The organism is Nitratireductor luteus, from assembly GCF_026162365.1.
Taxonomy (GTDB): Bacteria; Pseudomonadota; Alphaproteobacteria; order Rhizobiales; family Rhizobiaceae; genus Chelativorans; species Chelativorans luteus.
This window is the reverse complement of sequence record NZ_JAOANW010000006.1, coordinates 264,405-277,209: the sequence shown is the minus strand read 5'-3', so window position 1 is coordinate 277,209 and position 12,805 is coordinate 264,405. Positions and strand designations below refer to the sequence as shown.

The 12,805-nt window shown below is 64.5% G+C and carries 10 protein-coding genes; 1 reads left to right on the top strand and 9 read right to left on the bottom strand.

Annotated elements, in window-relative coordinates:
- Positions 1-4: 4 nt before the first annotated feature.
- Both N1058_RS10240 and N1058_RS10235 read right to left on the bottom strand, forming a co-directional pair.
- A complete protein-coding gene (locus N1058_RS10240; RefSeq protein WP_265517409.1) occupies positions 5-1,099 on the bottom strand; it encodes an alcohol dehydrogenase family protein in 1,095 nt (364 codons plus the stop codon).
- Positions 1,100-1,109: 10 nt separating this feature from the next.
- Positions 1,110-1,883, bottom strand: coding sequence for a maleate cis-trans isomerase family protein (locus N1058_RS10235; RefSeq protein WP_265517408.1), 774 nt, complete (start codon positions 1,881-1,883; stop codon positions 1,110-1,112).
- 236 nt (positions 1,884-2,119) lie between these two features.
- Here N1058_RS10235 and N1058_RS10230 point away from each other — a divergent pair, with 236 nt between their 5' ends.
- Positions 2,120-4,966 carry a M16 family metallopeptidase gene (locus N1058_RS10230; RefSeq protein WP_265517407.1) on the top strand — a complete coding sequence of 949 codons (2,847 nt, stop codon included), beginning with the start codon at positions 2,120-2,122 and terminating at the stop codon, positions 4,964-4,966.
- Between the two features lie 455 nt (positions 4,967-5,421).
- Here the strand turns inward: N1058_RS10230 and N1058_RS10225 are convergent, their stop codons facing one another.
- From N1058_RS10225 to N1058_RS10195, 7 genes are all read right to left on the bottom strand, one after another.
- Entirely contained in the window at positions 5,422-6,240 is an 819-nt protein-coding gene (locus N1058_RS10225) for a sugar phosphate isomerase/epimerase family protein (RefSeq protein WP_265517406.1), read from the bottom strand.
- A gap of 1 nt (position 6,241) precedes the next feature.
- A complete protein-coding gene (locus N1058_RS10220) occupies positions 6,242-7,408 on the bottom strand; it encodes a dihydrodipicolinate synthase family protein (RefSeq protein ID WP_265517405.1) in 1,167 nt (388 codons plus the stop codon).
- A gap of 2 nt (positions 7,409-7,410) precedes the next feature.
- A complete protein-coding gene (locus tag N1058_RS10215; RefSeq protein WP_265517404.1) occupies positions 7,411-8,562 on the bottom strand; it encodes a Gfo/Idh/MocA family protein in 1,152 nt (383 codons plus the stop codon).
- Positions 8,563-8,677: 115 nt separating this feature from the next.
- A complete protein-coding gene (locus N1058_RS10210) occupies positions 8,678-9,373 on the bottom strand; it encodes a TetR/AcrR family transcriptional regulator (protein ID WP_265517403.1) in 696 nt (231 codons plus the stop codon).
- A complete protein-coding gene (locus tag N1058_RS10205; protein ID WP_265517402.1) occupies positions 9,370-10,899 on the bottom strand; it encodes a tripartite tricarboxylate transporter permease in 1,530 nt (509 codons plus the stop codon). Before N1058_RS10205 ends, N1058_RS10210 begins: the two co-directional genes overlap by 4 nt.
- Positions 10,896-11,372, bottom strand: coding sequence for a tripartite tricarboxylate transporter TctB family protein (locus tag N1058_RS10200; RefSeq protein WP_265517401.1), 477 nt, complete (start codon positions 11,370-11,372; stop codon positions 10,896-10,898). Before N1058_RS10200 ends, N1058_RS10205 begins: the two co-directional genes overlap by 4 nt.
- An 85-nt stretch (positions 11,373-11,457) precedes the next feature.
- Positions 11,458-12,462 carry a Bug family tripartite tricarboxylate transporter substrate binding protein gene (locus tag N1058_RS10195; protein ID WP_265517400.1) on the bottom strand — a complete coding sequence of 335 codons (1,005 nt, stop codon included), beginning with the start codon at positions 12,460-12,462 and terminating at the stop codon, positions 11,458-11,460.
- Positions 12,463-12,805: the final 343 nt, after the last annotated feature.

Here is a 12,805-nt window from a genome sequence, read left to right as displayed (position 1 = left end):
GCGTCTAACCCGGGCTGCCCGCCTCCCGCCATTTGGCGTCGGGCACCACGACGAGTTTGCCGACGAAGTGCTTTTCCATGAAGGCTCTTTGGGCGTTGTGGAAATCGGATAGCCTGTAGGTTTGCGCGAGCAGCGGCTTGACTTTGCCGGTCTCGATATATCCGACCAGCCGCCGGAAGTCCTTTCGCGTGCCCTGCGAGGAGCCATGCAACTGCAGGTGCTTCAGATATACGGTGCGCAGGTCGAGCTGGACCACCGGACCAGCAATGGCGCCGGCGGTGGTGTAGCGGCCTTCGGGACGCAGGATGCGCAGCAAGGGGTTGAACAGCGGCCCGGCAACGAGATCGGCGACGACATCGATGGGTTCGCCGCCGGTGGCTGCGGCGGCCGCTTCCACGAGGTCGCCCGGTTCGCGCGTGATCACGGCTTCCGCGCCGATCCTGCGCAGCGCCTCCTCCTTGCCCTGTCCGGTGACGGCATAGGGGATGGCGTCCCGCGCCCGGCAGAGCTGCACGATGGCCGAACCGACGCCGCCCGAGGCGCCCGTCACCAGCACGCGCTCGCCGGCGCGCACACCGGCTCGTTCCAGCATGTGCTCGCCGGTCAGGTAGGCGCAGCAGAAGGTTGCCAGCTCCGCATCGCTCATGCCGGTGTCGACGATATGGGCATTCTCCGCCGGCACCGTCGTATATTCCGCGTAGCCGCCGTCGCGGCCGTGGCCGATATAGTCGATATCGGCGAGGCTATCGTCGTCGCGATTGTAGAGGCTGAAATCGACCATCACCCGTTCGCCGACGCGCTCCTGCGCAACGCCTTCGCCCACGGCGGCGATGCGCCCGACTATGTCTGCCCCCTGGATGCGGGGAAAGGTCAGCGTCGGCCGGCCGCGCCGCCACGAGGAAACCGCTTCTGGGTCGGTCTCACTGCCATAAGCGCCCTGGCGTACCCAGACATCCGTGTTGTTCATGCCGCAAGCCGTCACCTCGATCAGCACCTCGCCGGAGGCGGGGCGGGGCACGGGAACGTCCTGGCGGTAGACGAGGGCGTCGAGATCGCCATGCCGGGTGAGCAGCACCGCCTTCATGGTGTCCGGGATCATGGGGTCTCCTTTATGTCGAGGATACTGTGTTACGGGTTTCGCCGGCCAGAAGCCGGCCCGCCCCAGGGATGGCTGTTCCGACTCCCAGTAGGGAAAGCCCATGCCAAAGCGAGACCTGGTTGGCTGTCAGAACCGTGCGCCCGGTTCGCCTTTCCAGATCTTCGACGACGTCGAGGCTGTTGATCGCCGTGTCCGGGATCAGGATGGGTTCATCTCCACGGGCCGGCAGTGATCCGGCGAAACGGTCGACCTCATCGACGAGGGAGAGGCGGAACGAGCTTGGGCCGTCGGGCGAATCCAGGGCCTGCCACCGTTCCACCGAGATCCCGGCCGAGCCGAGGCAGGCTTTGAACGCCTGCGTTACCGGTTCGGGATAGGCCCCGAGCAGGTGCACTCTGTCCAATTGAAGGGCGTTCAGCGCGGCAATGAAGGCAAGGCTCGTGCTCGTGGCCGGGCGCGCCGCGATCTCGGCCAGGGCAGACGCCTGCGCCTGCGCCCAAGAAAGCCCTCCGATGAAGCTGCCGCTGGTGCAGGCCCAGACGATGGCGTCGCAGCCCTGTGCCGCGAGCTCGCCTGCGATAGGCCCTATGACCTCCGCATCGCCGGCCTTGAAAAGAATATCCTCGAGATGCCCGCCCTCGATCCTGGACAGAAGCGTGAGCGCCGTGACGTCGTCGCGCCCTCTCGCGGCGAGCCAGGAATCGAGACGATGCATCTCGGATGCGATGGGATCGTCCGGCAGGATGAACCCGAGCTTGGGTACGGTGTTTCGTTCCGTGGACATGGCCCCATCTTTAACGCCTGAGGCAGACTACGAGAAGGGTGCGCAGGTATCGTTCCGAACTGAAGCGGGCGACATATTCTGGTCAAGTAACGGTGATACTACTACCAATGATCCAGAAATCAGAACACGTATTGGAAATAACTGTTCAGATAATAGTTTAACAATATAACTTAATAAAAATCATGTCATTATTGAAGTTTATTTTCATTTTATGCGACACCAAGAGGAATAATTTGATGCGCTCCTTTATAGTCGGGGTGCTTGCCGCGCCCATAATTGCCCTTGTCCCGCTATCAGCCTTGGCCCAGTCGTCGCAGCCTGTTCCGACCGGCGAGCTGATCGAAAAGGTCGATATTCCGTATGAGAGCTTCACGCTCGACAACGGCCTGCGCGTTCTGGTGCACACCGACCGGAAGGCGCCGATCGTTGCCGTCTCCGTCTGGTACGATGTGGGGTCCAAGGACGAACCGAAGGGCAAGACGGGTTTCGCGCATCTTTTCGAGCATCTGATGTTCAACGGAACGGAAAGCGTGCCCGGCGATTTCTTCGAACCGCTGCAGCAGATGGGCGCGACCGATGTCAATGGAACGACTTCGTTCGACCGCACCAACTATTTCGAAACCGTGCCCACGGGTGGGCTGGAGCGGACATTGTTCCTCGAATCCGAGCGCATGGGCCACCTGCTCGGCGCGGTAACCCGGAAAACGCTCGATAACCAGCGCGGCGTCGTTCAGAATGAGAAGCGGCAGCGCGACAACCAGCCCTATGGCCTCGTCGAATACGCGCGGCTCGCGGCGCTGCTGCCGGAAGGCCATCCCTATGGACATTCGACGATCGGCTCGATGGCCGACCTCGACGCGGCGAGCCTCGAGGACGTCCGCGATTGGTTCCGCCAGTATTACGGGCCCAACAATGCGGTCCTCGTGCTGGCCGGCGACGTCGATGTGGAGACCGCGAAGCCGCTGGTCGAAAGATATTTTGGCGACATCGCGCGAGGCCCCGAGAAGGAGCCCGTTATTGCACCGATCCCCACGCTCGCCGCGCGCAAGGATGAGGTGATGAAGGATCGCGTGGCCACCACGCAGATCTCCCGCAGCTGGGTCGTGCCCGGCCTCAACGATCCCGACACGGTACCGCTTTCCGTGGGCGCTTCCGTGCTCGGTGGCCTCGCCACCTCCCGGCTCGAAAACATCCTGGTGCGCGAGGAAAAGGTTGCGCTGAACGTCTCCGCCCGTGTGGAAATGCTCGCGCAGATCGGCTTTTTCGAGGTGCGCGTCGAGGTGACGCCGGGCGCCGATACCGAGATGGTTTCACAACGCCTCGATGCGATCCTGGCCGACTATATCGAAAAAGGGCCAACCGCCGATGAAGTGAAGCGCGTCGTCATGCGGAAGGTCGCCGGCGATATTGCCGGCCTTGAATCGGTGGGCGGTTTTGGCGGCAAGGCTGTCGCGCTTGCAGAAGGCCTGCTTTATTCCGGCGATCCCGATTTCTACAAGAAGCAGCTCGCCGCCTATGCCACGACCACGCCGGCGCAGGTCACGGCGGCGCTGCGGAAATGGCTGAAGCGCCCGGTCTATGCGCTGCGCGTAGTTCCTGGCGAACGGGATCCTTACGAGGAAGCCGCCGCGTCGCAAGCCAGCGCGCCTCAAGAGGACGAAAAGCCGAGACCCGCACCTGCCAGTGGCAATGAGGCAAGCGCAGGTGCGAAGGCTGCGCTCGATCGCTCGAAGCTGCCGGAACTGGGCAAGATCGAGGAACTCGATTTCCCCACAGTCGCGCGCACCAAGCTCTCCAACGGCATCGAGATCGTCTATGCCAACCGCAACGCGGTTCCGCTGACGCAGATCGCGCTGAGCTTGGACGCGGGCGATGCCGCCGACCCCAAGCCCGCGCTCGGCACGCAGTCCCTCATGCTCTCGCTGCTCGAGGAAGGCACAACCAGCCTCGACTCTCTCCAGATTGCCGAGCGTCAGGAAATCCTTGGTGCCAGGATCAACAGCTACGCGTCGATGGACCGCACTGACGTCAATCTCTCCGCGCTGTCCGGCAATCTGGCACCCTCGCTCGATCTGTTCGCGGATATCGTGCGCAACCCGGCCTTCGCGCCTGACAAGGTCGAGCAACAGCGTCAGCGGCAGCTTGCGGCCATCGCGAAGGCGATGACGGAGCCTTTCAGCCTTGCGTTCCGCACGTTACCCCCGCTGCTCTACGGCACCTCCCACCCCTATGGGGCGCCGGGCACGGGCGATCCCGCCGCGGTGGCCGGGATCGGCCGCGACGACCTCATTGCGTTTCATCGCGCCTGGTTCCGCCCCGAGAAAGCACGCTTCTTCGTGGTCAGCGACCGGCCGCTTGCCGACATCGAGCCGCTGCTGGAAGCGCGCTTCGGTGAATGGCAGGGAGTGGGCCCGGTCGGCACGAAGGTCGACGATGCCCCGGTGCCCGTGCCCAGCCCGCGCATCGTCCTTATCGACCGCAAGGATTCGCCGCAGTCGCTTATCATCGGCGGTTTGGTTCTGCCTGTGAAGGGGACGGAGAAGATCGCCGACCTTATCGCGGCCAACGAGGTGCTGGGCGGCGGATTCCTGTCGCGCATCAATATGGACCTGCGCGAAACCAAGGGCTGGTCCTATGGTGTGTCCGCCCGGGTCAATCGCGTCGAGGGACAAGTTCCCTTTATGGTCTCTGCACCCGTGCAGGCGGACAAGACCGGGCCGGCGCTCACGGCGTTGCGGAACGAGATCAAGGCGTTTCTGACCGACAGGGGTGTGACCGCCGCCGAGCTTGAGCGCACGAAGAACGGCCGTATCCGGGAAATTCCCGGCAGGTTTGAAACCGCCTATGCCGTGCTTTACGGGATGCAGCGCAATGATCTCTACGGGCGTCCGGACGATTATTATGACAGGCTCGCCGAAAATTATCGCGGCATGACCGCCGCGCGGCTCAATTCCGCCGCGCGCGCGGCGATCAGGGACGACCAGATGCTCTGGGTAATCGTCGGCGATGCGGACAAGGTGAAGGACCAGCTCGAACCGCTCGACCTGCCCCTGGAGATCGTGCCGTCGGCGCCGCAGCTCTGACGGGGCGGGGTGAGCTCAGATTGATTTGGCTTCGGCCATATCCTGTCGTCCCGGAAGCTCTGCAGTCGGCAGGGATGAATTGGGGAAATGGCGCTCTCCGAAAGCACCGGCGAACTTCCCCGGAGTTGATGATGGAGGTGGCCGCCCACCCCCGTCATCCCGGCCGACAGCAGGGAGAGCCGGGACCTATTGGGTTGGCGCGGCCGAGTTCCGCAGAAGGGACCGCTGGCGCTGACATGCGTCGGGGCGAGCCCTTCGACAAGCTCAGAGGGGCCGCGTTCTACGATGACCTTCCAATAGGTCCCGGATAGCCCCTTCGGGTTTCCGGGACGACGGTGGGGCGGTCGGCTTCGTCATCCTCATCAACGTCGGAATCAGGGACCACCTCGAAAAACAGAGTTGACGACGACGGTGGGGTTCCTGGCTCCGCCTGGAATTCCTCACGCTCTGCTATGTCAGCAGATTGCCGCGCGTTCGACGATTGTGGCGAGCACCTCGTCGGGATCGCGTTTCCACCAGTTTTGGGCGGAGAAGATTTCCACCTCCTGCAGGCCGGTGAAGCTGGTCTTCTCGACCCATGAGCGGATGCGCGGCAGGTCTATGACGCCGTCGCCCATCATGCCGCGGTCGAGCAGGAGATCGGTCGTCGGCACCAGCCAGTCGCACACATGGTATGCCATGAGGCGGTCCTTGCCGGCGCGGGCGATCTGCGCCTCCAGCTCGAAGTCCCACCAGGTATGGTAGACGTCGCAGGCGACGCCGATGCCGGGGCCGAGGCGGTCGCAGATGTCGAGCGCCTGGCGCATGGTCGACACGCAGGCGCGGTCGGCGGCGTACATGGGATGCAGCGGCTCGATGGCAACGGGCATGCCGGCCGCGCGCGCATAGTCGAGCGTCTTGGCAAGGCCTTCCTCGACGAAGCGGTGGGCGGAGCCGAGATCTTTCGACCCCGGCTCCAGCCCCCCGACCACCATGACGAGGCAGGCCGCCCCGATCGTCACGGCCTCGTCCACGGCGGATTTGTTGTCGTCGAGCGCTGCCTGGCTCACCTTGCCGTCGCGGGTGAACATGCCGCCCCGGCAAAGGCCGGTGACGGCAAGGCCATTATCCGCGATCATGCGGGCCGCTTCCTTCGCGCCGAGCTCGGCGAGCTTGTCGCGCCACGGCGCGATGCCGCCCAGCCCATGGCGCGCGGCGCCCTCGATGCATTGGCGCAGGTTCCACTGTTCGCGCACCGTCGCCGTGTTGAGCGACATGACCTTTGCGGAAGGCATCTCAGACCTCCACGCCGCGGGCGGCGAAGACGGGCCGTGCCCGCGCCGCGGCCCGTTCGGGATCGCTCAGCGCGCCGGCTGCATTGGCAAGCCGGATCAGTTCTGCAAGGTGCAGCGTCGAGCGCGTGCTCTCCTGGCCGCCGATCATGGTGAAATGGTCCTGGAAGCCGTTGAGATAGGCGAGGAACACGACGCCGGTCTTGTAGAAGCGCGTCGGCGCCTTGAAGATGTGCCGCGACAGGGGAACCGTCGGGTCGAGGATTTCGCGATAGCGCGCCCGCTCGCCCTTGCCGAGCGCCGTCAGCGCGCTGGCCGCCTGCGGGGCGATGGCGTCGAAGATGCCGAGCAGCGCGTGCGAATAGCCCCGCTCGCCGCCCTCTATCAGGTCGGGATAGTTGAAATCGTCTCCCGTATACATGATCACGCCTTCCGGCAGGCGCTCGCGCATGGCGATTTCCTTTTCCGCCGAAAGCAGCGAGATCTTGATGCCGTCGATCTTGGCCGCGTTGCGGGCGAGAATGTCGAGGCAGGTGTCCATCGCCCTCATATGGTCGGACGAGCCCCAATAGCCTTCCAGCGCCGGATCGAACATTTCGCCCAGCCAATGGATGATGACCGGCTCGGCCACCTTTGAGAGAATGCGGTCGTAGACCATGCCGTAATCGTCGGGCGATCTGGCGCAGGCGGCGAGCGCCCGGCTGGCCATCAGGATGATGCGCCCGCCGGCCTTCTCCACCGCCTGACACTGCTCCTCGTAAGCTGCGATCACGTCGTCGAGCGAGAGATCGGGGGAGGGGGGCAGGTGATCGGTGCCCGCGCCGCAGGCCATCACGGCACCGCCGCCGCGTGCCTTCTGCGCCGCGACGGAGCGCTGGATAAGCTCCAGCGAGTTCTGCCAGGTAAGCCCCATGCCGCGCTGGGCGGTGTCCATGGCTTCGGCGACCCCCAGACCGAGGTCCCACAGATGCTCGCGGAAGGCGATGGTGCGGTCCCAGTCGATGGCCGGCTCCAGCCATGGGTCGACATCGGCCAGCGGATCCGCCACCACATGGGCGGCGGCCAGCACCTTGCGGTTATAGGCAGCGGGCTCGACCGGGTGGCTTTTCGGCGTGGAAAGCGTGAGCGGGACGAGCCGGCCTTGCGCGTCGGGCAGTTTCAGCGTGGCCATGGTCAGATCTCCAGCGCCGGAACGTCGACCCAGCAGCGCTTGCGCCAGCTTTCCAGCGCGCAATCGACGAGCTGCACGCCCTTGGCGCCTTCGACCAGCGTGTACTTCCACGGGCCGTCCTCGGCCACATGGCGCAGGAACTCTTCCCACTGCACCTTGAAGCCGTTGTCGAAGACCATGTTGTCCGGCACCTCCTCCCAATCGTCGAAGAAGTTCATGGTCTGCTTCTGGTCCGGGTTCCATACGGGCTTGGGCGTGTTGGCGCGGTGCTGGGTGAGGCAGGAATGAAGCCCGGCCACGGCCGAGCCATGGGTGCCGTCGACCTGGAAGGTGATGAGATCGTCGCGCCGCACGCGCACCGCCCAGGACGAATTGATCTGCGCAATGATGCCGCCTTCGAGCTCGAAGGTCGCATAGGCCGCATCGTCGGCGGTGGCCTTGTAGGGCCTGCCGTTCTCATCCCAGCGCTCCGGGATATGGGTCGCGCCCAGGCACGAGATCGACTTGACCGGGGCGAACACATTGTCGAGCACGTAGCGCCAGTGGCAGATCATGTCGGAGATGATGCCGCCGCCATCCTCGGCGCGGTAGTTCCAGCTTGGCCGCTGGGCGGGCAGGAAGTCGCCCTCGAACACCCAATAGCCGAACTCGCCGCGCACCGACAGGATCTTGCCGAAGAAGCCGGCATCGCGCAGGCGCTTGAGCTTGAGCAGGCCGGGCAGGTCGAGCTTGTCGTGGACCACGCCGTTCTTGACGCCCTTTTCCTTGGCGTAGCGGGCGATGTCGACGGCGATGTCCAGCTTTTCGGCGATGGGCTTTTCGCAATAGACATGCTTGCCGGCGTCGATCGCCTTCTTCAGCAGTTCGGGGCGAAGCTTGGTGGAGGCCGCGTCGAAGAAGATGGTGTCGTCCGGATTGGCGAGCGCGGCGTCGAGATCGGCGGTGAAGCGGGCGACGCCGAGCCGGTTCGCCAGCGCCTCGATCTTGTCCGGGTTGCGGCCGACGAGGATCGGGTCGGGCACCAGCATCGTGCCGTCCGAAAGCGCGATGCCGCCCTGGTCGCGGATCGCCAGCACCGAGCGGATGAGGTGCTGGTTCATGCCCATGCGTCCGGTGACGCCGTGCATGATGATGCCGATGCGCTGTTTCTTCATTCTGAGGTCTCCTGATATGCGTAGTGATCGAATTGGGGGACGGCGGCCAAGCCGAAGCCGGAGGTCGCCAGCGAGCCGAACGGCAAGGCCGAGGCCGTCTTCGGCAAGCGGCTCGTCATGTCGCCTTGTCCGTCAACAGATAGGCGAGCACCATTTCCTCGGCGTGCTTCTTGCGTTCCTCGAGCCATCGGTCGGTGTCGATGCCGGGCTTGAAGACGATGGAGAGCGTGTAGCTGTTGGACAGGGGGAAGTAGAAGAAGCCGGCTATCGAAAGATAGAGCTCGACCGGATCGATATCCGGGCGGAACAGGTTCTCTGCCTGCCCGCGCTTGATGATCTCGCGCAGCATTTCGACCAGGTGCGAGTTGATTTCCGCGACGCCTTCCAGGGTGCGGATGGTCTGCCCGCGGCGCTGGTTCTCGGTGTTGAGCAGACGCATGAACCAGGGATTGTCGTGGAAATGCTGGGCAGTGAAGCGCAGCAGCTTGACGATGGCCTCCTTCGGGTCGAGGGCGCTGAGATCCAGCTCGCGCTCGCCTTTCCGGATCTGGATATAGGCCTCGCGCAGCACCACGGCGTAGAGCTCTTCCTTGTTGCCGAAATAGGAATAGATCAGCGCCTTGTTGCAGCCTGCTCGCTCCGCGATGCGGTCGATGCGGGCGCCCGTATCGCCATATTCGGCGAATTCGTTCATGGCGGCGGCGAGGATGTCCTGCCGGGTCCGCTCCGCGTCCCGCTTGGGCGCGTCGTCGGCGCGCGGTTTCAGCGTCCTCGGCATGTAGCGTTCGTCGACGGTGCGGTCGTCGCTCATGTTCCCCTCCCCATATTGGCAATCGCCCCTGATAGCCGGCCGACCTGCCGCCTGACCACAGGAATGCCGGCCATGATGGTGAAGACGATCAGCGCCACGAAGACCATGGAAAAGGGCCGAGTGAAGAAGGGCGACAGATCGCCGTCGCTGAGCGTCAGGCCGCGGCGCAGGTTCTTGTCGAGAAGATCGCCCAGGATGATGCCCAGCACCAGCGGCGGCATGGGGTAGCCCAGTCGTCGCAGGGCGAAGCCGAGAAAGCCGAAAAACACCATGACCCAGATGTCGAAGATGCGCTGGGTGAGCGCGTAGGGGCCGATGACGCAAAGCGTGAAGACCACCGGCATCAGCCGTTCGCGCGGAACCCGCAGCACGAATTCGAACACGGGCGCAAGCGATATGCCGAAGATGAAGATCGCCACCGTTGCAAAGAACAGCATGACGGCGACGAGGTAGATGAAGTCCGGCTGCTCGATCATGATCATCGGGCCGGGGCGGATGCCGTGGATGAAAAGGGCGGCGATCAGCACTGCCGCCGGCGCGGAACCGGGCACGGCAAGCGTCAGCGCCGGGATCAGGGCGCCCGGCACGACCGCGCTGTTGCCTGTTTCGGCGGCTGTCAGCCCCTCGATGGAGCCTTTGCCGAACTGGTCTCTTTCCTTGCTCTTTCGCTTTGCGGCGGCGTAGGAGGCCCACGCGCCGATATCTTCGCCGACGCCCGGTATGAGGCCGACGATCGTGCCGATGATGCCGGAGCGCAGCACGGTCACGCGGTACTTCCACGCTTCCATGAAGCGGGGAAGGCCGGCGCCCTTCTCGCGCTCGGAGCGCACGACCTGCGCCTTGGGCTGCCACATCACCATCAGCACCTCGGCCAAGCCGAATGCGCCGACCATCGCCGGGATCAGGCCGATGCCGCCGTTCAGCTGGTCGAAGCCGAAGGAGAAGCGCACATGGGCGTGGAGGCCCTCGGAACCGATCATCGCCACCATGAGCCCCAGAATGCCGGCGATATATCCCTTGACCGGCGTCGTGCCGGAAGTGAGCTGGCCGGAGATGAGAACGCCGAAAACGGCCAGCCAGAAATATTCGAAGGAGCCGAATTTCAGCGCCAGATCCGAAAGCGCCGGCGCCAGGGCCACCAGCATCACGATGCCGACCAGCGTGCCCAGCGTCGAGCCGGTGGTGGCCACGCTCATGGCATAGGCGGCGCGGCCCTGCTTGGCCAGCGGGAAGCCGTCCAGCGTGGTCGCCGCGCTTGCCGGTGTGCCCGGAATATTGAGCAGGATGGCGCTGCGCGAGCCGCCATATATCGCGCCCACATACATGCAGATCAGCACCAGGATCGCCGCCTCGCGCGGCAGGGAATAGGTGAGCGTCGTCAAAAGCGCTACGCCCATGGTCGCCGTCAGGCCCGGCAGGCTGCCGACTGCGATGCCGAGCAGCGTCGCCCAGGCGGCATGGAACACCATCTCGAAGGTCGAGAGCGTCGCGAAGGCGTCAAAAAGGCGGGTGAACGCTTCGATCACGGCAGCCTCACCAGGAATGCGTAGCGGAACAGGATGCTGGTGGCGGCGGCGACAGCCACGCCCAGCACGATTGCGATTGCGGCGATCCGGGCCAGATGGGCTTTACCCCTGGATGGGTCTGCCTCGAAGATGAGGATGAAGCTTGCCACGAAGATCGCGGTGGCGGCCGGAAAGGGTATGTTGCCGACAAGCAGCAGCGCATAGACGCCGCAGGAAAGTGCCGTCAGCACCAGATCCCGCGTCGAGCCGGTGTCGGCTTCGGGCTGCGGTCCGCTCGCCAAGGCGTTGCGCGCCTGCAGAAAGAGCACGACGGAAGCAAGCATCAGGGCGGCGCCCAGCAACATCGGCAGGAGGCCGGGAATCGAGGCCGGATGGATCTGGCGGATTTCCAGCCGGTCCATCGTATAGCCGCCATAGCTCATCGCGGCGCCCAGAACGAACAGGGCCGGTGCGGTGTAAAGATCAGCGCGCATGGTTGCGGTCTGCCGGTTTTCGGGGTTCTCGGTCTGGCCGCGCCGGGGTCAGCCCGGCACGGCCACTACGTCATTTGATGCAGGCCTATTTGGCGGCCTTGCAGTCGATGCCGATTTCGGACGGGTCGACGACGGCCTCGCCGCGTTCCACGCGGGCGCAGGCCTCGGCAATGATGACGGGCATCGCCTTTGCCAGGGCTTCCTCACCATAGGCCGGGTCGAACACCGCCCCGCGCTCCTTGGCGTAGGTCTGCAGTTCCTCGGAATTGGCGACGTGCTCGGCCCATGCCTTGTCGACCGCGTCATAGACCTCCTGCGGCGCGCCGGTCGGGATCAGGATGCCGAAATAGTCGGCGGCGATGTGCATGTCCGGCAGCCATTCGGTGATCGGCGGAATGGGATCGAGCCCTTCCACGGTCAGCGGCTTGTCGGAAAGCACGGCCAAGGGCCGCAGCCTGCCGCCGCGGATCATCTCGGTCTGCTCGACGGCGAGCTGTGTGGTGGCGACGACTTCGCCGCTGGCAGCGGCGATGGCCGCCGGGTTGCCGCCGTCATAAGAGACCATGCGGGCATTGATCTCGCCAGCCGCTTCCTTGATGGCCGCCAGAGCCATGCCGCCGGACGAGTTCACGCCCGCCGTGCCGACCGTGACCGCGTCTCCGGTCCGCATCGCTTCGAGAAGCTGTCCGAAATCCTGGTATTCGGAATCGGCGTTGACCGAGACCACCGGCACATTCGCGACATGCAGGTAGATCTTGTAGTCCTCGATGCTGGTGTCCTCCACCAGGCCGGTCACGGCGTAGGTGGCGTTGTTGGCGATTGCGTTGGCGGTCCAGGTGTAGCCGTCACGCGGCGCATCGAGGGCGGCCTTCGTTCCGATCGAGCCGGAAGCGCCGGGCTGGTTGACGACGACGATCTGTGCGTCGAGGGCCTTTTCCAGGATAGGCGCGACCACGCGCGTCACCTGATCGGTGGAGCCGCCGGCCGACCAAGGCACGATGATGTTGATGGGCTTGTCGGGCTTCCACTGGGCGTGCGCCGGCAGAGTGAGAAATGTGGCTGCCAATGCGGCGAGCGCGAGACGTTTCATATGTTCCTCCCGTCAGGATTGGAATGTAACTGACTGGTTAGTTATAAGAGGGACGTAGCAACGGTGTCAATCGCTGTGTCATGGGCGGGGAGGTGAGGGGAGTGTGGAAGGGTTCAGCCGAGCGCGGTCTCGACAGGGCGGCATAGAGCGCGATACGCTCATGGGTGGCGCGGGGATTCATCGCGGCGGGCAGGTTCCATGGATATGTCGAACCCGCACAAAGCGCGGTTGGCGCGCAAGGTCAATGTCCAACCCGGAACGGGGTTCTTGCGGTGCTCGGATTGCCGACAGCGGTCGATGGCGCCCGATGCAGCCCGTATGGACTCCAGCGTGGCATTTCAGG

What these genes read in the sequence shown, in the direction of transcription:
- N1058_RS10240 (WP_265517409.1), bottom strand. Translation starts at nt 1,099, where the DNA reads ATGATCCCGGACACCATGAAGGCGGTGCTGCTCACCCGGCATGGCGAT.
- N1058_RS10235 (WP_265517408.1), bottom strand. Translation starts at nt 1,883, where the DNA reads ATGTCCACGGAACGAAACACCGTACCCAAGCTCGGGTTCATCCTGCCG.
- N1058_RS10230 (WP_265517407.1), top strand. Translation starts at nt 2,120, where the DNA reads ATGCGCTCCTTTATAGTCGGGGTGCTTGCCGCGCCCATAATTGCCCTT.
- N1058_RS10225 (WP_265517406.1), bottom strand. Translation starts at nt 6,240, where the DNA reads ATGCCTTCCGCAAAGGTCATGTCGCTCAACACGGCGACGGTGCGCGAA.
- N1058_RS10220 (WP_265517405.1), bottom strand. Translation starts at nt 7,408, where the DNA reads ATGGCCACGCTGAAACTGCCCGACGCGCAAGGCCGGCTCGTCCCGCTC.
- N1058_RS10215 (WP_265517404.1), bottom strand. Translation starts at nt 8,562, where the DNA reads ATGAAGAAACAGCGCATCGGCATCATCATGCACGGCGTCACCGGACGC.
- N1058_RS10210 (WP_265517403.1), bottom strand. Translation starts at nt 9,373, where the DNA reads ATGAGCGACGACCGCACCGTCGACGAACGCTACATGCCGAGGACGCTG.
- N1058_RS10200 (WP_265517401.1), bottom strand. Translation starts at nt 11,372, where the DNA reads ATGCGCGCTGATCTTTACACCGCACCGGCCCTGTTCGTTCTGGGCGCC.
- N1058_RS10195 (WP_265517400.1), bottom strand. Translation starts at nt 12,462, where the DNA reads ATGAAACGTCTCGCGCTCGCCGCATTGGCAGCCACATTTCTCACTCTG.